Genomic DNA, 21227 nt, shown 5'->3' with positions numbered 1-21227 from the left:
AAGCGACAACTGAAACGGAGCAATACATGGCCGACATGGTTATGCCCAACAGTGTTTTCGACCGCCTGCTCAAGGACCGGATCATCTGGCTCGGTTCCGAGGTGCGCGACGAGAACGCGAACGAGATCGCCGCGAAGCTCCTGCTCCTGGCAGCCGAGGACTCCGAGCGGGACATCTACCTCTACATCAACTCGCCCGGCGGCTCCATCACCGCGGGCATGGCGATCTACGACACGATGCAGTTCGTCCCGAACGACATCGTGACCGTGGGCATCGGGATGGCGGCCTCCATGGGCCAGCTGCTCCTCACCGCCGGAACCCAGGGCAAGCGCTACATCACCCCGAACGCGCGGGTGCTCCTCCACCAGCCGCACGGCGGCTTCGGCGGCACGGCCTCCGACATCCAGACCCAGGCGCAGCTCATCCTCGACATGAAGAAGCGCCTCGCCGAGATCACCGCCAAGGCGACCGGCAAGACCGTCGAGCAGGTCAACGAGGACGGCGACCGCGACCGCTGGTTCAGCGCCGAGGAGGCCCTCGCCTACGGCTTCGTCGACCACATCCGCTCGTCGGCGACCGACGTGGCCGGCGGTGGCGGAACCGCCATCGACGAGTAGTCCAGCGAACGCGCCGAGAGATCAGGAACAGACAATGACCACACCCACCTTCGGCGGAACGGCGTTCGGCTCCGGAGCCGCACCGTCCTCGCGCTACATCCTCCCCACGTTCGAGGAGCGCACGGCCTACGGCTACAAGCGCCAGGACCCGTACGCCAAGCTCTTCGAGGACCGCATCATCTTCCTCGGCGTCCAGGTCGACGACGCCTCCGCGGACGACATCATGGCCCAGCTCCTCGTGCTCGAGAGCCAGGACCCGGACCGCGACATCGTCATGTACATCAACTCGCCCGGTGGATCCTTCACCGCGATGACGGCGATCTACGACACGATGCAGTACATCCGCCCGCACATCCAGACGGTCGTGCTCGGCCAGGCCGCCTCGGCGGCCGCCGTGCTCACCGCCGCGGGAACGCCCGGCAAGCGCCTCGCGCTGCCGAACGCGCGCATCCTCATCCACCAGCCCGCCGTGCAGCAGGGCGGAGGCCAGGCCTCGGACATCGAGATCCAGGCCGCCGAGATCATGCGCATGCGCGAGTGGCTCGAGGAGACGCTGTCGCACCACTCGAACCGCTCGATCGAGCAGGTCAAGAAGGACATCGACCGCGACAAGATCCTCGGTGCGAGCGACGCGCTCGAGTACGGGCTGATCGACCAGGTGCTCACCAGCCGCAAGAGCCTCCCGGCTCTCACGGCGTAGGGCGTCCAGGAGGGGCCGGGTGGCGGAGTGATCCGCCGCCCGGCCCCTCTCTGCATCCTCCGTCGCCGTAGCAAAGCGCCACACGAGGCGCAAGGCACGGCGAATCCGGCCCGCCTGCCGAGCCCTCGCGGCTCAGCGGCTAGGCTCGGAGCAGTGTCAGGGGGCTCGTCCCGCTCGCACCGGCCGGAGCTCCGCGCTCCGTTGCACGACCGACCGACGCACGACAGACGCACGACAAGGAAGTGGGGCATCCCCGTGGCACGTATTGGCGAAAGCGCCGACCTGCTGAAGTGCTCCTTCTGCGGCAAGAGCCAGAAGCAGGTCCAGCAGCTCATCGCGGGACCGGGCGTCTACATCTGCGACGAGTGCGTCGAGCTCTGCAACGAGATCATCGAGGAGCGCCTCTCCGAGTCGAGCGAGGAGACGAGCCACGAGTTCGACCTCCCGAAGCCGAAGGAGATCTTCGGCTTCCTCGAGGAGTACGTGATCGGGCAGGAGCAGGCCAAGAAGGCCCTCGCCGTCGCCGTGTACAACCACTACAAGCGCGTGCGGGCCCGCAACACCATCACCGCTGCCGACGCGATCCACGACGAGGTCGAGATCGCCAAGAGCAACATCCTGCTCATCGGCCCCACGGGCTGCGGGAAGACCTACCTCGCCCAGACCCTCGCGAAGCGCCTCAACGTGCCCTTCGCGGTCGCGGACGCCACGGCCCTCACCGAAGCGGGCTACGTCGGCGAGGACGTCGAGAACATCCTCCTCAAGCTCATCCAGGCCGCCGACTACGACGTCAAGCGCGCCGAGACCGGCATCATCTACATCGACGAGGTCGACAAGATCGCGCGGAAGGCCGAGAACCCCTCGATCACGCGCGACGTCTCGGGCGAGGGAGTGCAGCAGGCGCTGCTCAAGATCCTCGAGGGCACCGTCGCCTCCGTGCCCCCGCAGGGCGGACGGAAGCACCCGCACCAGGAGTTCATCCAGATCGACACGACGAACGTCCTCTTCATCGTCGCCGGCGCCTTCGCCGGACTGGAGGACATCATCTCGTCGCGGGCGGGCAAGCGCGGCATCGGCTTCGGCGCCCCGCTGCACAACAAGGAAGACGAGATCAACATCTTCAGCGAGGTCCTCCCGGAGGACCTGCACAAGTTCGGGCTGATCCCCGAGTTCATCGGGCGCCTCCCCGTCGTCACGACGGTCACGCAGCTCGACCAGGTCGCGCTCATGCAGATCCTCACCGAGCCGCGCAACGCGCTCGTGAAGCAGTACCAGCGGATGTTCGAGATCGACGGCGTCGAGCTCGAGTTCGACCGGGGCGCTCTCGAGGCCATCGCGGACCTGGCGGTCCTCCGTCAGACCGGCGCCCGCGGGCTGCGCGCGATCCTCGAGGAGGTGCTCGGCCCGATCATGTTCGAGGTGCCCTCCTCGGACGAGGTGGCGCGCGTCGTCGTCACCCGCGCCGCGGTGCTCGACAACGCGGCTCCGACGATCGTCCCCCACGCTCCCCGTCGCCAGGAGAAGAGCGCCTAGTCGCTCCCCGCCCCGCTCTGCCAGTTCACCGCGATTGGCCCGGCGGATCGTCGGGCGAGGCGCTGCCGCTTCCCTAACCTGGCGGAGCGTGCCGACGGCGCGTCCGGTCGCCTCGGTGCCGGTCGATCCCCCGGGAGGCTCCGCCATCGTCCAGCCGCTGCTCGCCGGGATCGTCGCCGCCCTGACCGGCTTCTCGAGCTCGTTCGCGATCGTGCTCGCCGGGGTTGTCGCGGTGGGCGCGACGGACGCACAGGCGGCCTCGGGCCTCCTCGCCGTCTGCGTGCTGCAGGGAGTCCTCTGCATCGCGCTGAGCATCCGCTACCGCGTGCCGATGACCTTCGCCTGGAGCACGCCGGGCGCCGCCCTGCTGGCCGCGACCGCGACGCTCCCCGGCGGCTTCGACCGCGCGGTCGGAGCGTTCCTGGTCGCCTCCGCTCTGCTGGTGGTCACCGGGCTGTGGCCGGCGCTCGGGAGGCTCGTCGCGCGCATCCCGCGGCCGCTCGCGAACGCCATGCTCGCGGGCATCCTGTTCCCGCTCGTCCTGGCGCCGGTACGCGCGGCGGTCGAGATCCCCGCGCTCGCGCTGCCGGTGATCCTGCTCTGGCTGCTGCTCCTGCGGCTCCTGCCCCGCTGGGCGGTGCCGGCCGCGATCGCTCTGGCGATCGTGCTGCTGGTCGTGACGGACGGCGCGGCACTCGCCGGTGCGCCGCTGCTCCCCGTGCCGCAGTTCGTCGCTCCGGTGTTCGAGATCGGAGCGATGGTCGGGATCGGCCTGCCGCTCTACGTGGTCACCATGGCCGGGCAGAACATCCCGGGCATCGCGGTGCTGTCGAGCTTCGGCTTCGCGGCCCACTCGCGTCCCGGGATCGTCTCGACCGGCGCTCTCTCCGGGGTCTCGGCGGTCTTCGGCGGAGTGCCGATCAACTACGCCGCGCTCAGCGCCGCGCTGACCGCGGGTCCCGAAGCCTCGCCGCGGCCGGAGCAGCGCTGGGTCGCCTCGGTCTCGGCGGGCGCCTCCTACCTCGTGCTGGGCGTGTTCGCCGGAGCGGCCGCCGCGCTGGTGTCCTCCGCGAGCCCGCTGCTGATCGAGGCGGTCGCCGGTCTGGCGCTGCTGGGGGTGTTCGTGTCGGCGGTGCAGGCCGCTGTGGAGGACGCGCGGCTGCGGCTGCCGGCGGCGGCGACGCTCCTGGTCACCGCCTCCGGCACGACCATCGCGGGGATCGGCTCGGCGTTCTGGGGCCTGGTCGTGGGACTCGTCCTCCTCGCCTGGCTCGTCCCCCGGCGCCGCTAGAGGAGGCCGCGGCGCGCGAGCAGCGGCTCGGTCCGCGCATCCCGCCCGCGGAACGCGCGGTACGCGTCGAGCGGATCGCGGGAGCCGCCGAGCTCGAGCACCCCGCGGCGGAAGCGCTCGCCCGCCGAGCGGTCGAGGCCGCCGTTCTCCTCGAACCACTCGACCGTGTCCGCGTCGAGGATCTCGCTCCAGATGTAGGAGTAGTAGCCCGCGGAGTAGCCGCCGGAGAAGACGTGCGCGAAGTACGTGCTGCGGTAGCGGGGCGGCACGGCGGGAAGGAGGAGGCCCGCGCCGTCGAGCACGTCGCGCTCGAAGGCGGCCGCGTCGCGCGGCTCGACCGGGGCCGGCAGGGAGTGCCAGGCGAGGTCGAGCAGGGCGGACGCCAGGTACTCGCTCGTCGCGAAGCCCTCGCCCCACAGCGCGGACGCCTCGAGGCGCTCGACGGTCCCCGCGGGCAGGGCCTCGCCGGTCTCGACGTGGCGGGCGTACTCGGCGAGGAGCCCGGGGCGGCGCACCCACGTCTCGTTCACCTGGCTCGGGAACTCGACGAAGTCCCGGAACACCGCGGTACCGGCGAAGCGCGGGTACCGCGTGCTCGCGAACAGGCCGTGCAGGGCGTGCCCGAACTCGTGGAAGAGCGTCTCCACCTCGTCGAGGCTGAGAAGGGCGGGCTCGCCCGCGCCCGGAGCCGACAGGTTCAGGTTGTTCACGACGACGGCGGAGTCGCCGAGCAGCGAGGTGCGGCTGGACAGGGAGTTCATCCACGCCCCGCCGCGCTTCGAGTCGCGGGTGAAGGGATCGAGCAGGAACAGGCCCAGCGGCGTCCCGTCCTCCTCGTGCACCTCGAACACGCGGACGTGCTCGCTGTAGCCGGCCAGGTCGCTCCGCTCCGAGAAGCGGACGCCGTAGAGACCGGTGGCGGCGGCGAACACGCCGTGCCGGAGCACCCGCTCCAGCTCGAAGAAGGGACGCAGTGCGCTGGAGTCGACGGAGTAGCTCTCCGACCGCACGCGCTCCTCGTAGTAGGCGCGATCCCACGCCTCGATCGTGAAGCGCGGCGCTCCGGCGGCGTCGTGCTCGGCGTCGGCGGAGGCCTGCATCCGCTCGAGCTCGATCCTCGCGTTCCGGGCGGCGGGAGCGGCGAGCTCGCGCAGCAGCGACAGGACGCGCTCCGGCGAACCCGCGGTCTGGCCCGAGATCACGAACTCGGCATGCGAGGCCGCGCCCAGCAGAGTTGCGCGCTCGGCCCGCAGCGCGACGATCTGCTGCAGGGTCGCGGTGGTGTCGTGCGGCCCGCCTTCCGCACCGCGGCCGACAGAGGCGCGCAGGACGCGCTCGCGGACGCCGCGGTCGCGCAGACGCGCGAGCCAGGGGTGGCCGGAGTAGAGGGGCAGGGTGATCAGCCAGCCGTCGACGCCGCGGTCGGCGGCGGCGCGCGCGGCGGCCGAGACGTCGGACTCGTCGAGCCCGTCGAGGCCGGCGACGTCGTCGAGGAGGACGGCCCGGTCGTTCGACTCGGCGAGCAGGTCCTTCTCGAAGCGCGTGGTCAGGGTCGACAGCTGCTCGTTCAGCTCGCCGAGCCGTGCCTTCCCCGCGTCGTCGAGGAGCGCACCGGAGCGCTCGAACCCGGTGATCCTCCGTTCGAGGAGGTAGGCCGTCTCGGCGTCGAGGTCGAGCTCCGTCGACTGGTCGACGAGAGCGCGGAGCCGGGCGAACAGGCGCGGGTGGAGGCTGATCGCATCGCTGTGGGCCGAGAGCAGCGGAGCGAGCTCGGCCTCCAGAGCGTCGGTGAGCGGAGTGCGGTCGGAGGCGGCGACGGTGAAGAAGACGGCGCTCACCCGGCGCAGCTCGCGGCCCGCCCGCTCGAGGGCGACGAGGGTGTTCTCGACGGTCGGCGGCTCGGAGGCGCCGGCGATCGCGTCGATCTCGGCGCGGTGCCGGCGGAGGGCCTCGAGGAATGCCGGGCGGTAGGCCTCGGGGTCGACGGCGGCGAAGTCGGGGAGCCCGTGGGGGAGTCCGCTCGGCTCGAGCAGGACGGCGACGGGATCGGGAGCGCTCATCCTGCGAGCCTAGAGCTCGAGCGGAGGAGAGGGCTCCGCTCAGGATCGCAGGACGCGCGCGCTCACCGGGATCGGGGACCGCGCCGCGAAGGGGCGTCAGCCCCAGTCGTCGTCGTCCTCGCCCTCCACGCGGCCCTGCGGCTGCGTGATGTAGGCAGCGTCCTCGTCGGGACGGTAGGTGATCGTCGTGCCGTCGTCGAGTTCGAGGACGGGCCTGCCCTCGAGCCAGGTGAGCGTCCAGCGCCAGGCGTCGGTCGCCGTGCCGGCCGCGGCGAGCTCGCCCTCGACGTCGCCGACGGCGGTGACGACGATCTCGGGGAGGGTCTGCGGCGGCACCTGGCCGACCGACCAGCGGGTTCCGAGCTGCATGGGAGGGGTCCTCTCGACGGTGGGGAGGGAGGCGGGACGGTTCCCGCCTCCCGGGAGCGGCGCTACGCCTCGGTCTCGAGCTCGATGCCGACCGCGAGGGCGTCGCCCTCGGCGAAGTCGAGCGTCGCGATCCTGCCGACGGCCGCGAGGTCTCCCGCGGCGAGCCGGAGGGACGCGACGAGCTCGGTGGGCGCCGTCACCAGGGCGGAGCGGGCCGGCGTCTTCTGCGAGGACTTCGCATCGGTCTTCGCGCGCCGGATGGCCGTGAGGACGGAGCTCGCCGCGGCCAGGACGGCGGGGTCGCCGGCCAGGCCCTCGACGGCCGGCCAGGGGCGCAGGTGCACCGAGTCGTCGTGCGACCACGACCAGGTCTCCTCCGTCGCGAACGGCAGGAACGGCGCGAAGAGGCGCTGGAGGACGTCGAGCGCCCGGTGCAGGGCGGCCGCGGCGGACGCGCCGTCCTCGCTGTACGCGCGCTCCTTCACCAGCTCCAGGTAGTCGTCGCAGAACGTCCAGAAGAACGCCTCCGTCGTCTCGAGGGCGCGGGCGTGGTCGTAGTTCTCGAGCGCAGTCGTCGCGTCGGCGACCACGGCGTCGAGGGTGGCCAGCATGCTGAGGTCGAGAGGGTCGGTGACCTCGGCGCCCTCGGCGAGAGGGAAGCCGTGGATGAACTTCGCCGCGTTGAGGATCTTGATCGCCAGTCGGCGGCCGATCTTGATCTGCGTCGGGTTCTGCGGGTCGAAGGCCGCGTCGGTGCCCAGGCGCGAGGAGGCGGCCCAGTAGCGGACCGCGTCCGAGCCGTGCTGCTCGAGCATCGCGGCGGGAGTGACCACGTTGCCCTTCGACTTCGACATCTTCTTGCGGTCGGGGTCGACGATGAAGCCGGACACGGTCGCCGTGCTCCACGGGGCGCGGCCGTCCTCGAGCTGCGAGCGCAGGAGGGTAGAGAAGAGCCAGGTGCGGATGATGTCCTGGCCCTGCGGGCGCAGGTCGTAGGGAGCGACCAGCTGCCAGAGCTCGTCGTCGCGCTCCCAGCCGCCCGCGAGCTGCGGGGTCAGCGAGGAGGTCGCCCAGGTGTCCATCACGTCGAGCTCGCCCTGGAAGCCGCCCGCCGCTCCGCGCTGGTCCTCCGAGTAGCCGGGGGCCGGGTCGCTGGAGGGATCCACCGGCAGGGCCGCCTCGTCCGGCACGATCGGGGAGTCGAAGACGGGGTTGCCGTCGCCGTCGAGCGGGTACCACACCGGGATCGGCACGCCGAAGAAGCGCTGGCGCGAGATCAGCCAGTCGCCGGAGAGGCCGTTCACCCAGTTCTCGTAGCGGACGCGCATGAACTCCGGCACGAAGCGCACGTCGCGGCCGAGCTCCAGCAGGCGCTCCTTGAGCACCGCGTCGCGAGCGCCGTTGCCGATGTACCACTGGCGGGTCGACACGATCTCGAGCGGCTTGTCGCCCTTCTCGAAGAACTTGACCTGGTGGGTGATGGGGCGCGGGTCGCCGACCATCTCGCCGGACTCCTTCAGCAGCGCCACGACGGCCTGCTTCGCGGAGAAGACGGTCTTGCCGGCGAGCTGCTCGTAGGCGGCGCGGCCCGCGTCGCTCGTGATCGCGGCGGGAGCCTCCGAGATCAGGCGGCCGTCGAAGCCGATGATCGCGCGGTTGGGCAGGTCGAGCTCGCGCCACCAGACCACGTCCGTGACGTCGCCGAAGGTGCAGATCATCGCGATGCCCGAGCCCTTGTCCTTCTGCGCGAGGTGGTGCGCGAGCACCGGGACCTCGACGTCGAAGAGCGGCGTGCGGACGGTGGTGCCGAACAGCGCCTGGTAGCGCTCGTCGTCGGGGTGCGCGACGAGGGCGACGCAGGCCGGCAGCAGCTCGGGACGGGTCGTCTCGATGAAGACGTCCTCGCCGCCGTCGCGGTGGAAGCCGAGGCGGTGGTAGGCGCCGGGCTGGTCCTTGTCCTCGAGCTCCGCCTGGGCGACGGCGGTCCGGAAGGTGATGTCCCAGAGCGTCGGGGCCTGCGCCTGGTAGGCCTCGCCGCGGGCGAGGTTGCGGAGGAAGGCGCGCTGCGAGGCGGCCTGCGACTCGTCGCCGATGGTCCGGTAGCTCTGCGACCAGTCGACGGACAGGCCGAGGGCCCGCCAGACGTCCTCGAACTGCTTCTCGTCCTCGACGGTGAGGCGCTCGCACAGCTCGACGAAGTTGCGGCGCGAGATCGGCTTCTGGTCGGCGGCCTTGCTGCTCTTGTTGTCGCCGCCCTCGAACGGAGGCGTGAAGCCGGGCTCGTAGGGGAGCGTCGGGTCGCAGCGCACACCGTAGTAGTTCTGCACGCGGCGCTCGGTGGGCAGGCCGTTGTCGTCCCAGCCCATCGGGTAGAAGACGCTCTTGCCGCGCATCCGCTGGAACCGCGCGACGACGTCGGTGTGCGTGTAGGAGAAGACGTGCCCGATGTGCAGCGACCCGGACGCGGTGGGCGGCGGGGTGTCGATCGAGTAGACGTCGGCGCGGGTGAGGCCGGTGCGGTCGAACCGGTAGGTCCCGTCGGTCTGCCAGCGGAGGCCCCACGTGCCCTCCAGGCCCTCGAGGGCGGGCTTCGCGGGGAGGCGGTCGGCGAGGGTCATGATGCTCCGGTTCGCTATGGGCGGCACCGTGTCGGTGGTGATGGTGCCTGGATGGGGGCTCCGGGGCGAGTCGCCCGCCGGCCGCGACGATTCTACCGGAGCGGCGGGAGCCGGGTCAGTCGACGACGGGGGCGAAGCCGGCGCGGACGGGCGCGAGCGCCTCGTCGAGGTAGGGCACGAGCTCGCCGCGGGTGGGGCCCGCCGCGGCCCAGGCCTGCACGGCCGCCACCGCGGCTCCGACGCTCGCGTAGGCGATGGCGCGGGAGAGGTGCGACGGCAGCGGGCGCGCGCTCCGCTCCTCCACGAAGCGGGCGATCACGGCCGCCTGCCGAGCGAGGCGGCCGAGGGCCGACGCCTGCAGCTCGTGGACGCTGCCGATCATCTCGGACTGGGTGAGCACCCACGGCACCGTCGCGGGTCCGAAGCCGGAGCCGATCGCGAGCAGCGCGTCGCCGAGCGCGTCCATCACCGGCGCCCCGGCCGCCGTCTCGGCCAGCGCCTCCGGGAGCTCGGCCAGCCGGTCGTCGACCAGGACCCAGAAGACGTCGCTCTTGGACTCGAAGTAGTTGAAGAAGGTGTTGCGCGAGACGCCCGCGCGCTGGGCGATCTGCTCGATCGTCGTGCCCGCGTAGCTCTGCTCGACGAAGAGGTCCAGAGCGGCGTCCTCGAGCATGGACCGCGACGACGCGCGGGGCCGACCGCGCTGCACTCCTCGCACCATGACCCGCTCCTGCTCAGCTTCCCCCGACGCGCTAGGATAGCGCCGGACGACTTCGACCCGGCCATCACCGGTGAGTCTCCGGAAGAACGGCGCCGGCTCCGGCCTGCGCCCAGTAGACCCGGACGGGTGCGGCCCGTGACAGCCGATCGAGTGGGAACGCGTCAGCGGGCACTCCTCCGGGAGCGACCGGCCGACCGGTCCAAGCGAGGTGGTACCGCGACCCGGCCCGGGGTCTGAGATCCGGGCGGGCCGTCCTCGTGCAGACCAGCAGCACTGCCAGGAGACCGCACGTGACCTACCCCCTGACCCCGCCCACCCCGCACGGAGCCGAGCCCGCCGAGGGCTCCGCGTTCGGCCGGGGCGTGTCCCCGTCGCCGCGCTTCCCCGAGATCGAGGAGCGCGTGCTCGCGTACTGGAAGGCGGACGACACCTTTAAGGAGTCGATCCGGCAGCGCGAGGGAGCGCCGGAGTGGGTCTTCTACGACGGCCCGCCGTTCGCCAACGGCCTGCCGCACTACGGGCACCTCCTCACCGGCTACGCCAAGGACGTCTTCCCCCGCTTCGAGACGATGCGCGGACGGCAGGTGCACCGCCGCTTCGGCTGGGACACCCACGGCCTGCCCGCCGAGCTCGAGGCGGAGCGGCAGCTCGGCATCACCGACAAGTCCCAGATCGAGGAGATGGGCGTCGCGGCCTTCAACGCCGCCGCGAAGGAGTCGGTGCTGCGCTACACCGGGGAGTGGCAGGACTACGTCACCCGCCAGGCGCGCTGGGTCGACTTCGACGATGACTACAAGACGCTCGACCCCACCTTCATGGAGTCGGTGATCTGGGCGTTCAAGCAGCTCTACGACAAGGGCCTCGCCTACGAGGGCCACCGCGTGCTGCCGTACTGCTGGCGCGACCAGACGCCGCTCTCGAACCACGAGCTGCGGATGGACGACGACGTCTACAAGATGCGCCAGGACCAGACGGTCACCGTCACCTTCCCGCTGGTCGGCGAGACGGCGGAGGCGCTCCAGCTGACGGCGGTCCGCGCTCTCGCGTGGACGACGACGCCGTGGACGCTGCCGACGAACCTCGCGCTCGCCGTCGGGTCCGACATCGAGTACGCCGTCGTCCCCGCCGGCCCGAACGGCGCGGCCGACGGCAGGGGCGAGCCCGAGGAGCGCGAGCTCTCGGCCGAGTACCTGCTCGCCATCGACCAGGTCGGCGCCTACGCGAAGGACCTCGGCTATCCGGACGCGGAGTCGGCCCTGGCCGCCGTCTCGCGCACCCACCGCGGCTCCGAGCTCGAGGGGATCAGCTACGACCGCCTCTGGGACCACTACGCGGACACCGAGGCCTGGGGCACGCAGAACGCGTGGCGCATCCTCGTCGCCGACTACGTGACCACCAGCGAGGGCACCGGCATCGTGCACCAGGCGCCCGCCTACGGCGAGGACGACCAGAAGGTCTGCGAGGCGGCGGGCATCCCCGTCATCATCTCGGTCGACGACGGCGGCCGCTTCCTGCCGCAGATCAGCGAGGTCGCCGGCCTCCAGGTCTTCGACGCGAACAAGCCCCTCACGCAGCTCCTGCGCGCGGGCCACCGGCTGCTCCGCCAGGCGAGCTACGAGCACTCGTACCCGCACTGCTGGCGCTGCCGCAACCCGCTGATCTACAAGGCGGTCTCGAGCTGGTTCGTCCGCGTCACCGCGATCCGCGACCGCATGGAGGAGCTCAACCAGGAGATCACCTGGGTCCCCGAGAACGTCAAGGACGGCCAGTTCGGCAAGTGGCTCTCGGGCGCGCGCGACTGGTCCATCAGCCGCAACCGCTACTTCGGCTCGCCGATCCCGGTGTGGAAGAGCGACGACCCGGAGTACCCGCGGATCGACGTCTACGGCTCGCTGGACGAGCTGGAGCGCGACTTCGGCGTGCGCCCGGACGACCTGCACCGGCCGTTCATCGACGAGCTGACCCGCCCGAACCCCGACGACCCGACCGGGCGCTCGACGATGCGCCGGATCAGCGACGTCCTCGACGTCTGGTTCGACTCCGGATCGATGCCCTTCGCCCAGGTGCACTACCCGTTCGAGAACGCCGACTGGTTCGACACCCACAACCCGGCGGACTTCATCGTCGAGTACATCGGGCAGACGCGCGGCTGGTTCTACACGCTGCACGTGCTCTCCACCGCGCTCTTCGACCGCCCGGCGTTCCGCAACGTGGTCAGCCACGGCATCGTGCTGGGCAACGACGGGCAGAAGATGTCCAAGTCGCTGCGCAACTACCCGGACGTGGCCGAGGTCTTCGACCGCGACGGCTCCGACGCCATGCGCTGGTTCCTGATGTCGAGCCCGGTCCTCCGGGGCGGCAACCTCGTCGTGACGGAGGAGGGCATCCGCGAGGGCGTCCGCCAGGTGCTGCTGCCGCTGTGGAGCACCTGGTACTTCTTCTCCCTCTACGCCAACGCCTCGGCGGGCGGCGGCTACGAGGCGACCAGACGCACCGGCTCCGAGGACGTCCTCGACCGCTACCTGCTGGCCAAGACCCGCGATCTGGTCGAGACCGTGACCGGTCGGCTCGAGGCGCTGGATTCCACGCTCGCGGCCGCCGCGCTCCGCGACTTCAGCGACGTGCTCACGAACTGGTACGTGCGCCGCTCCCGCGACCGCTTCTGGCAGGGCGTCGACGAGGACGGCCGCGGATCGGAGGCGTTCGACACGCTCTACACGGTCCTCGAGACCGTGTGCCGCGTCGCCGCCCCGCTCCTGCCGCTCGTCACGGAGCAGATCTGGCAGGGCCTGACCGGCGGCCGCAGCGTCCACCTCACCGACTGGCCGGAGGCGGACGAGTTCCCCGCCGACGCGGCGCTCGTGCACGCGATGGACGCGGTCCGCGGCATCTCGTCCACCGCGCTCTCCCTCCGCAAGCAGGCCGGGCTCCGCGTCCGCCTGCCGCTCGCGCGCCTGACCGTGGTGGTCGCGGACGCCGCCGAGCTCGCGCCGTTCGAGGCGATCCTCCGCGACGAGCTGAACGTGAAGGAGGTGTCGCTGGTGCCGCTGGTCGACTCCAGCGCCGCCGACTACGGCGTCACCTCCCGTCTCGCGGTCAACGCGCGTGCCGCCGGGCCCCGGCTGGGCAAGGGCGTGCAGACCGTGATCAGGGCCGCCAAGGCCGGCGACTGGAGCGAGACGGACGGCGTCGTCACCGCCGGCGGCGTCGAGCTGGTCGAGGGCGAGTACGAGCTCACGCTCGAGGTCGGCGGCTCGGCCGGCGACGACCGCGCCATCGCCCTGCTCCCGCGCGGGGGCTTCGTGCTCCTCGACACGGCGACCACCCCCGAGCTCGAAGCGGAGGGGCTCGCCCGCGACCTCATCCGCGCGGTGCAGGACGCCCGCAAGGCGGCCGGGTTCGAGGTCAGCGACCGGATCGTCCTGGAGGTCGTGCTCGACGAGCCGAGCCTGCGGGCGCTCGAGCCGCACGCGCTCTGGATCGCGGAGGAGACCCTCGCGACCGGCTGCGCGTTCACTCCGCTCACCACGGCGCTCGAGGGCGGCGAGGGCGCGATCGCCGTCGGCCCCGCGGGCACCGCCATCATCCGCGTCGAGAAGGTCGAGGCCGCCGATGTCTGATCTGTTCGAGCCCGCCGACGCCGACCGCGCGGCCGCCGACGCCGTCTACGCCGCGCTGCTGGAGCGCCTGGGCGAGGCGAGCATCCGCCCGCGCCTCGCACCGACCCGGCGCGCCGTCGAGATCCTCGGGGACCCGCAGCGCGCCTACCCGGTGATCCAGATCGCCGGAACCAACGGCAAGACCTCGACCAGCCGGATGATCGAGAGCCTGCTGCGCGCTCACGGGCTGCGGGTGGGCCTGTTCACCAGTCCGCACCTCGAGCGCTTCAACGAGCGCATCGTCATCGACGGAGAGCCGATCTCGGACCGGAGCCTCGCCGACAACTGGCAGGACGTCGAGCCGTACCTGCGGATGACCGACGCCGAGCTGGCCGAGCAGGGCGAGACGCCGCTGTCCTTCTTCGAGGCGATCACCGTCCTGGCCTACGCGGCCTTCGCCGACGCACCGGTCGATGTGGCCGTCGTCGAGGTGGGGATGGGCGGCGAGTGGGACTCGACGAACGTCGCCGACGCGCAGGTCGCCGTCTTCACGCCGATCGCCCTCGACCACACCGACCGCCTCGGCTCGACGATCGAGGAGATCGCGCGCACCAAGTCGGGCATCGTCAAGCCGCTCGCCTCGGTGGTCTCCGCGAGGCAGGTCCCGGAGGCGGAGGCGGTGCTGCGGCACGCGGCCGAGGCCACCGAGTCGACGATCGTCGTCGAGGGGGCGGAGTTCGACGTCGAGTCGACGACCGTCGCCGTCGGCGGCCAGGTCGTCACCGTCCGGGGACTCGTCACCACGTACGAGCAGCTGCTGCTGCCGTTCTTCGGCGACCACCAGGCCGAGAACGCCGCCGTGGCCGTCGCCGCGGTCGAGACCTTCCTGGGAGGCGGGACGCAGGAGCTCACCGGCGACGTCCTCGACGAGGGCTTCGCCGCCGCGACCTCCCCGGGCCGCCTGCAGCTCGTCGGACTCGCTCCGCGCACCGTCGTCGACGCGGCGCACAACCCGCACGGTGCCGCGTCCCTCGCCGCCGCTCTCGGGCGCTACTTCGACTTCGACCGCGTGACGGCCGTCCTCGGCGTGCTGGCCGAGAAGGACGCCGAGGGGATCCTCCGGGAGCTCCGGCCCGTGGTGGACGAGCTGATCGTGACCACGGCGCCGAGCGATCGGGCGATGCCCGCCGAGGAGCTCGCCGCGCTCGCCCGCACCGTGTTCCCGGAGGAGGCGGTCCGCGTCGCCGACGACCCGCTGGGTGCTCTGACGGCCGGACGCGTCCTCGCGGCGCGCACCGACAAGGGCGCTCTGCTGGTCACGGGCTCGATCACCCTCGTCGGCCGCACGATCACCGCGGCCCGCGACGAGAACTGGCTGGGCGCGTGAGGGCCGGACGCCCGCGGCGCTCGCGGACCGTCCGGGAGAGCCTCGGCTCGATCGTGCTCGGCTTCGAGGCGGTCATCGTCTTCCTCGCCACCCTGGTGGCCTTCGGCCTGAAGGCGGCCGACCCCGTGGTCGTGCTGGTCGGGGGAGCGGTGGTCTGCCTCGCGCTCGTCGCCACTCTGGGCCTGCTGAACCGGCCGGTCGGCTTCCGCATCGGCTGGGTGCTCCAGTTCGTTATCGTGGCCTCGGGCCTGCTGGTCCCGATCATGTACGTGATCGGCGCCGCCTTCGTGGCGCTGTGGACGTACTGCATGGTGACCGGCACCCGCCTCGACGCTCAGACGCGCCGGGCGGCGGAGCCCACCGACCCCACCGAAGGAGACCGCTGAACCATGGCCACCCAGGAGACCCTCGTCCTCGTCAAGCCCGACGGCGTCGCCCGCAATCTCACCGGCGAGATCCTCCGCCGCATCGAGGCGAAGGGCTACTCCCTCGTCGACGTGAAGCTCGTCGAGGCCGACCGCGAGCTGCTCGCCGCCCACTACGCCGAGCACGAGGGCAAGCCCTTCTACGAGCCGCTCGTCGAGTTCATGGAGAGCGGCCCGATCGTCGCCCTGCGCATCGCGGGCGACCGCGTGATCGAGGGCTTCCGCGCCCTCGCCGGCACCACCGACCCGACCACGGCCGCTCCCGGCACCATCCGCGGCGACCTCGGCCGCGACTGGGGCCTCAAGGTCCAGCAGAACCTCGTGCACGGGTCCGACTCCGAGGAGTCGGCCGCGCGCGAGCTCGGCCTCTGGTTCGCCTGAGCCGCTCGGCCGCCTGCCTCTGACGCCGTCCGTCAGAGGTAGGCGAGCACGTTCAGCCTCACCTGCGCGATCACCGCGATGAGCAGGTAGCAGAGCAGCGTGATGAACGGGACCCAGCCGTAGGCGGCACCGGCGAAGCGGCGCACCCCGGCGGGGACGGGGAACACGCCCTCACTGAGGTTGCGCAGCGTCACCAGCCAGAAGCCCGGGATGACGACGGCCCAGGTGAGCATGCACCAGGGGCAGAGCGTTCCGAGCGCGAAGACGCTCGTCGCGATGAGCCAGCCCACGAACACCAGGGCCAGCAGGAAGCCGACGTTGAAGGCCGCCCAGAACCACCGGTCGAACCGGGCGCCCGCGAGCAGGCCCAGCCCCACCACGATCGGCGCGATCCAGGCCGCCAGGCCGATGAGGGGGTTCGGGAAGCCGAAGACCGCGCCCTGTGCCGAGTTCAGGTTCGCACTGCACTGCACGAGCAGGCTGAAATCGCAGCCGAGGCCCGCATCGGGGTTCTCGAGAGCGGCGAACTTGTCGTTCGTGAGAGCGAAGGCGGCGGTCCAGCCGATCACGCCGAGGACGATCAGCAGGACGGCGAAGAGGACGGGGCGCTGCTGGGTGGGGGCGTCGCGCACCCCGGGATCGCTGGACACCGGGGGATTATGGCACGCGCCGGATCGGCGCCTCTGGGAATGCGTGCGATAATCGGAGCCGTCGGTCCGGGGGACCCCGCATCGACGCGAAGAAGGTTTACCGGGCGAGCACCGGGCCACAGGAGATCGACAGCGTTCCGCGAATGGACGCGCCGGATCTCCGCTCCGCCGGGAGTCGACCGCAGGTCGCACCGCGGAGGAGCGCGTGTCGGATAGTCAGTTCCGAGAGTGCAGCTGCAACCGGAGTCCCGCGCCACGAGCGCGACGGGACCGGGGGAGCGGAAGGATTCGCGGCGGGCCGAGGCCCCTCGCACGAGAGAAGCATCCGGGAAGACGACGCGGCGGACGACCCGGCCGAGGAGTGCACCAGGAATGGTGGAAGACAACAGTACGAGCGGATCCGATCCGGACCGCGACGGGCCCCGCAGCGGGGCCAGGAAGATCAGCCGCCTCTTCGGTGGCCGTCGGGCGACCCGGCGGACCGAGTCGAGCGCGCCAGCGACAGGGGAGACGATCATCGACAGCAACGAGACCGACCAGACCGGAGCCGAGGGCACCGAGCTGCCCGAGACCGGGAGCGCCGCGGAGGCGGCCGAGCCGTCGACGTCGACGGGCGCGGTGTTCTTCAACGCCCTCCCGCAGATCCCGGGCGCCGAGCAGGAGGAGCCGCGACGGCCCGCACTGCCGAGCCCGTCGCTGCTGTTCCAGGCGCCGGTCCTGCCCGACTACGTCGAGCTGGCTCCGCTGCCTCCCCGCGGTGCGCCGCTGGGCGTCCAGGAGGAGCGCGAGAGCCCGGCCGAGGAGCAGGGCTCCGTCCGCCGCCGCTCGCGCCGCCGCAGCGGCGAGAGCGAGAGGTCCGGCTCCGACGACCCCGAGAACACCGTCGTCCGGGTCCGCCAGCCGCGCGAGCAGCGCGAGGCCCGCGAGCCCGAGCTCATCACCGAGCCGCAGCGCATCAAGGGCTCGACCCGCCTCGAGGCCAAGAAGCAGCGCCGCCGCGACGGCCGCGACGCCGGCCGGCGCCGCACGGTCGTCACCGAGTCCGAGTTCCTCGCCCGCCGGGAGGCCGTCGACCGCGTCATGGTCGTCCGCTCGAAGGAGGACAGCATCCGCATCGGCGTGCTCGAGGACGGCGTCCTCGCCGAGCACTACGTCGCCCGCTCGCAGGAGGCGTCGCTCATCGGCAACGTCTACCTCGGCCGCGTGCAGAACGTCCTCCCGAGCATGGAGGCCGCCTTCGTCGACATCGGACGCGGGCGCAACGCCGTGCTCTACTCGGGCGAGGTCGACTGGGACGCCGCGAACAACGCCGGCGGCCCCCGCCGGATCGAGCTCGCGCTCAAGCCCGGCGACCGGGTCCTCGTCCAGGTCACGAAGGACCCCGTCGGCCACAAGGGCGCCCGTCTCACGAGCCAGATCTCGCTCCCCGGCCGCTACCTCGTCTACGTGCCCAACGGCTCGATGAACGGCATCTCGCGCAAGCTCCCGGACACCGAGCGCGCCCGCCTGAAGAAGATCCTCAAGGAGGTGCTGCCCGAGAACGTGGGCGTCATCGTCCGGACCGCGGCCGAGGGCGCCACGGAGGAGCAGCTGACCGTCGACGTCGAGCGCCTGACCGCGCAGTGGACGGCTCTCAGCGCGAAGGCCGCGACCGGGCAGGCTCCCGCTCTCCTGCACAGCGAGCCGGACCTGCTGATCAAGATCGTCCGCGACGTCTTCAACGAGGACTTCGAGAAGATGGTCATCGCCGGCGACGACGCCCGCGAGACCATCGAGCTCTACCTCAGCCAGGTCGCCCCCGATCTGCTCGAGCGCGTCGAGGTCTACACCGGCGAGAAGGACGCGTTCGACGAGTTCCGCATCACGGAGCAGATCGAGAAGGCGCTGGAGCGCAAGGTGTGGCTGCCCAGCGGCGGCTCGCTCGTGATCGACCGCACCGAGGCGATGACGGTGGTCGACGTCAACACCGGCAAGTTCGTCGGCTCGGGCGGGAACCTCGAGGAGACGGTCACGAAGAACAACCTGGAGGCGGCCGAGGAGATCGTCCGCCAGCTGCGCCTGCGCGACATCGGCGGCATCATCGTCGTCGACTTCATCGACATGGTGCTCGAGTCCAACCGCGACCTCGTGCTCCGCCGCCTGGTCGAGTGCCTGAGCCGCGACCGGACGAAGCACCAGGTCGCCGAGGTCACCTCGCTCGGCCTCGTGCAGATGACCCGCAAGAAGCTGGGCCTGGGCCTGCTCGAGACCTTCAGCGAGAACTGCGAGATCTGCGCCGGGCGCGGCGTCATCGTCCACCACGACCCCGTGCTCAAGCACCGGTCGACCGCCGCTCCGCAGCAGGAGCAGCGCCGCCGGGGCAAGGGCGGCGAGCAGCAGCCCGCCACCTCCGGGCGCTCGAACGGCGGGCAGAACGGGCAGGGCGCGCCGGCGGCCAAGCCGGTCAGCACCCACGCCATCACGGACGACGCGAAGAACGCGCTCGCGCAGATCGCGGCCAGCACCATCCACCCCCAGGCCGTGCGCCAGGCGGCGGAGGAGGCGGCCGCGCTGGTCGAGGACGCCGCCGAGACCGTCGAGGCCCAGGCGCCGGAGGAGTCCGCGGCGGCACCCGAGGAGCAGCCGTCCGAGCCGAGCCGTCGCGGCGAGCGTCCCGCCCGGGGCGAGCGCCGTCGTCGCAGCCGGGACCGCGAGCCGCGCCAGGAGGCCGCCGAGACGGCGACCGTCGAGTCGGCTCCCGTCGAGACCCCGGTCGAGAAGGAGATCGAGCCGGCAGCTGCCGCGCCGATCCTCGACATCCCGATCGCGCCGGTCACGCCTCCGCGCCGCGTCCGCAGCGAGGTCGCCGAGCACCTGCTCGACTCCGTGCTCGACGCTCTGCCGGCCCCGAAGCAGCCCGGCCAGGGCCGTGCGAAGAGCCGGCGCGTCACGACGGCCGCGCTCACCGGAGTCGCGGTCATCCCCGAGCAGACCCCGCGCCGCGCCGACCAGTAGCGCGACCCGGTGTCAGGAGGGCCCGGTGCCCGGCGAGAGCCGGCGCCGGGCCCTCTCGGCGTCCCGGTCGCGACCGCGGATGCGAAGCCCGCTCCGCCTCAGCCGCTCGACCAGCTCCCGCGCGCCGACGGGGACCGCGCCCGCGGCGACGAGCTCGTCGATCCGCTCCTCGGGCACGTCGTAGTGGTCCAGGTCGAAGCCGCGCTCAGGCACGCCGAGACGGCGCGCGAAGTCGTGGAGCTCCTCGAGCGAGACGTCGCTCACGAGGTGCGCCCACAGCCGGCCGTGCGCCGGCCAGCGCGCGGCGTCGACGAGGATGGCCATTCCCCGATCGTAGGCGGCGCGCCGTCCGTCCACCCGCCTCCGCCTCGACTATCGTGACGGGGTCGCCGGTCGGGCGGACACGGCTTCGTAGTCGTGTGCGTTTGACCGTGGAGCGCGGATCCCGTACTCTTGACCGTTGGTGTGGCGCGATCCATGTGCTCACGCAGATTTCCGTTGTCGCTCCGCCCCTCACGGGGCGCGGGCCGCGGTGCCGGTTCCCTCGTGTCGTGAGGAGACGGGTACGAACCGGAAGACCGGGGCTCAGCCCCGTCCCTACAAGCCCCGGACGAGGCCTCCGCTCCGTCCAGACGAGAAACAGGTACGAGAAGTGGTTTACGCAGTTGTGCGCGCCGGCGGTCGGCAGGAGAAGGTCGAGGTCGGCACCATCGTGACGATGGACCGCGTCAAGGCCGACGAGAACGGCACCGTGCAGCTTCCTGCCGTGCTGCTCGTCGACGGTGAGTCGATCACCTCGGACGCGGCGACCCTCGCGGGCGTCACCGTCACCGCCGAGGTGCTCGAGGACCTCCGCGGTCCGAAGATCATCATCCAGAAGTTCAAGAACAAGACCGGTTACAAGAAGCGCCAGGGGCACCGTCAGGACCTCACGCGCGTCAAGGTCACTGGCATCAAGTAGTCCTGCAAAGGAATTGAGCTGACCTGCGGAGCGAGCCATCGCCCTGCAGGGCAACAGCACGGGGCTGCGGCCCCCCGGTCTCGAGGAGATGAGAAATGGCACACAAGAAGGGCGCGAGCTCCACTCGCAACGGTCGCGACTCGAACGCGCAGCGTCTCGGCGTCAAGCGCTTCGGCGGCCAGGTCGTGAACGCGGGCGAGATCATCGTCCGCCAGCGCGGCACGCACTTCCACCCCGGCGCGAACGTCGGACGCGGTGGCGACGACACTCTGTTCGCCCTCTCGGCGGGCGCTGTCGAGTTCGGCAGCAAGGGCGGCCGCAAGGTCGTCAACATCGTGGCGGCCGCCCAGTAGGGTCGACCTCCTCGGCCGCACAGGCACAGGACGCAAGGGGCGGGCTTCGGCTCGCCCCTTGCGCGTTTACCGGGGCACAGCCCCCCGGCGCCGGCATCCCGGCGCCGCACGCACTCACGGACGGATTCACACCATGGTCACCTTCGTCGACAACGTCACGCTGCATCTGCGTGCCGGCCACGGCGGCAACGGCTGCGTCTCCGTCCGTCGCGAGAAGTTCAAGCCGCTCGCCGGCCCCGACGGCGGCAACGGCGGGCACGGGGGCGACATCGTCCTCGTCGCCGACCCGCAGACGACGACGCTGCTCGCCTACCACCGCCACCCGCACCGCAGCTCCGAGAACGGCGGTCCCGGCATGGGCGACCACCGCGCGGGCGGGAACGGCGAGCTCATGGAGCTCCCCGTCCCGGTCGGCACGGTCGTCAAGTCGCCGGACGGCGACCAGCTGATCGACATGGACGAGCCCGGCCTCCGGTTCTTGAGGTCGGTGGTCGCACTGCGGAGGGAGCGCGACGCGGCACGGGAGGCGGCGAACCGCTCGGTCAGCGCACTGCTGTCGGGGGTAGTA

17 protein-coding genes and 1 pseudogene are annotated in these 21227 nt (G+C 71.6%); 12 read left to right on the top strand and 6 right to left on the bottom strand.

Annotated elements, in window-relative coordinates:
• The first annotated feature begins 26 nt into the window (after positions 1 to 26).
• The 4 genes from C5C27_RS06105 (at position 27) to C5C27_RS06090 (ending at position 4141) form a co-directional block, all read left to right on the top strand.
• Complete coding sequence (locus C5C27_RS06105; protein WP_097165884.1) at positions 27 to 617, top strand: ATP-dependent Clp protease proteolytic subunit; 591 nt, start codon at positions 27 to 29, stop codon at positions 615 to 617.
• A 34-nt stretch (positions 618 to 651) separates the two neighbouring features.
• Positions 652 to 1317 (top strand): ATP-dependent Clp protease proteolytic subunit, encoded by a 666-nt coding sequence (locus tag C5C27_RS06100; protein WP_068253282.1) that lies wholly within the window; start codon positions 652 to 654, stop codon positions 1315 to 1317.
• A 255-nt stretch (positions 1318 to 1572) separates the two neighbouring features.
• Positions 1573 to 2850, top strand: a complete 1278-nt coding sequence (gene clpX / locus C5C27_RS06095) for an ATP-dependent Clp protease ATP-binding subunit ClpX (protein WP_104223693.1) — start codon at positions 1573 to 1575, stop codon at positions 2848 to 2850.
• Positions 2851 to 2938: 88 nt separating this feature from the next.
• Entirely contained in the window at positions 2939 to 4141 is a 1203-nt protein-coding gene (locus tag C5C27_RS06090) for a benzoate/H(+) symporter BenE family transporter (RefSeq protein WP_258066522.1), read from the top strand.
• Here C5C27_RS06090 and C5C27_RS06085 read toward each other — a convergent pair.
• The 4 genes from C5C27_RS06085 to C5C27_RS06070 form a co-directional block, all read right to left on the bottom strand.
• The gene (locus C5C27_RS06085) at positions 4138 to 6201 is read right to left on the bottom strand and encodes a M3 family metallopeptidase (protein ID WP_104313891.1); all 2064 of its coding nucleotides are present in this window, start codon (positions 6199 to 6201) and stop codon (positions 4138 to 4140) included. The genes C5C27_RS06090 and C5C27_RS06085 overlap by 4 nt on opposite strands.
• Positions 6202 to 6297: 96 nt before the next feature.
• Positions 6298 to 6570 carry a hypothetical protein gene (locus C5C27_RS06080; protein ID WP_104313890.1) on the bottom strand — a complete coding sequence of 91 codons (273 nt, stop codon included), beginning with the start codon at positions 6568 to 6570 and terminating at the stop codon, positions 6298 to 6300.
• A 62-nt stretch (positions 6571 to 6632) separates the two neighbouring features.
• Positions 6633 to 9188, bottom strand: a complete 2556-nt coding sequence (gene valS, locus C5C27_RS06075; protein ID WP_104313889.1) for a valine--tRNA ligase — start codon at positions 9186 to 9188, stop codon at positions 6633 to 6635.
• A 115-nt stretch (positions 9189 to 9303) separates the two neighbouring features.
• Entirely contained in the window at positions 9304 to 9909 is a 606-nt protein-coding gene (locus tag C5C27_RS06070; protein WP_104239720.1) for a TetR/AcrR family transcriptional regulator, read from the bottom strand.
• A gap of 302 nt (positions 9910 to 10211) precedes the next feature.
• On the opposite strand from C5C27_RS06070, the gene ileS reads away from it, so the two are divergent.
• From ileS to ndk, 4 genes are read left to right on the top strand one after another with little or no spacing between them, the layout of a single operon-like run.
• The gene (ileS, locus tag C5C27_RS06065; protein WP_104313900.1) at positions 10212 to 13529 is read left to right on the top strand and encodes an isoleucine--tRNA ligase; all 3318 of its coding nucleotides are present in this window, start codon (positions 10212 to 10214) and stop codon (positions 13527 to 13529) included.
• A complete protein-coding gene (locus tag C5C27_RS06060; RefSeq protein WP_104313888.1) occupies positions 13522 to 14895 on the top strand; it encodes a folylpolyglutamate synthase/dihydrofolate synthase family protein in 1374 nt (457 codons plus the stop codon). The genes ileS and C5C27_RS06060 overlap by 8 nt, the downstream gene beginning before the upstream one ends.
• A complete protein-coding gene (locus C5C27_RS06055) occupies positions 14892 to 15281 on the top strand; it encodes a DUF4233 domain-containing protein (protein ID WP_104262805.1) in 390 nt (129 codons plus the stop codon). The genes C5C27_RS06060 and C5C27_RS06055 overlap by 4 nt, the downstream gene beginning before the upstream one ends.
• 3 nt (positions 15282 to 15284) lie before the next feature.
• A complete protein-coding gene (gene ndk / locus C5C27_RS06050; protein WP_104223686.1) occupies positions 15285 to 15701 on the top strand; it encodes a nucleoside-diphosphate kinase in 417 nt (138 codons plus the stop codon).
• Positions 15702 to 15733: 32 nt separating this feature from the next.
• Here the strand turns inward: ndk and C5C27_RS06045 are convergent, their stop codons facing one another.
• Positions 15734 to 16351, bottom strand: a complete 618-nt coding sequence (locus tag C5C27_RS06045) for a vitamin K epoxide reductase family protein (RefSeq protein WP_258066520.1) — start codon at positions 16349 to 16351, stop codon at positions 15734 to 15736.
• 372 nt (positions 16352 to 16723) lie between these two features.
• Between C5C27_RS06045 and C5C27_RS06040 the strand changes: the two genes are divergently transcribed.
• Positions 16724 to 19345: an Rne/Rng family ribonuclease gene (locus C5C27_RS06040; protein WP_104313886.1), complete on the top strand. Its 2622-nt coding sequence runs from the start codon at positions 16724 to 16726 to the stop codon at positions 19343 to 19345.
• Between the two features lie 12 nt (positions 19346 to 19357).
• On the opposite strand, the gene C5C27_RS06035 is transcribed toward C5C27_RS06040, so the two are convergent.
• Entirely contained in the window at positions 19358 to 19669 is a 312-nt protein-coding gene (locus C5C27_RS06035) for a DUF4031 domain-containing protein (protein WP_104313885.1), read from the bottom strand.
• Positions 19670 to 19997: 328 nt separating this feature from the next.
• On the opposite strand from C5C27_RS06035, the gene rplU reads away from it, so the two are divergent.
• The 3 genes and pseudogenes from rplU to C5C27_RS06020 all read left to right on the top strand — a co-directional run.
• Positions 19998 to 20306, top strand: coding sequence for a 50S ribosomal protein L21 (gene rplU, locus C5C27_RS06030; RefSeq protein WP_104223682.1), 309 nt, complete (start codon positions 19998 to 20000; stop codon positions 20304 to 20306).
• A 95-nt stretch (positions 20307 to 20401) separates the two neighbouring features.
• On the top strand, positions 20402 to 20659 hold the full coding sequence (gene rpmA, locus C5C27_RS06025) for a 50S ribosomal protein L27 (protein WP_068209107.1): 258 nt from the start codon (positions 20402 to 20404) through the stop codon (positions 20657 to 20659).
• 133 nt (positions 20660 to 20792) lie between these two features.
• Positions 20793 to 21227: pseudogene (locus C5C27_RS06020) on the top strand (hypothetical protein); the annotation flags it as partial.

Source organism: Rathayibacter sp. AY2B7 (genome assembly GCF_002931635.1).
Taxonomy (GTDB): Bacteria; Actinomycetota; Actinomycetes; order Actinomycetales; family Microbacteriaceae; genus Rathayibacter.
This window is presented reverse-complemented; position numbering and strand designations above follow the sequence as displayed.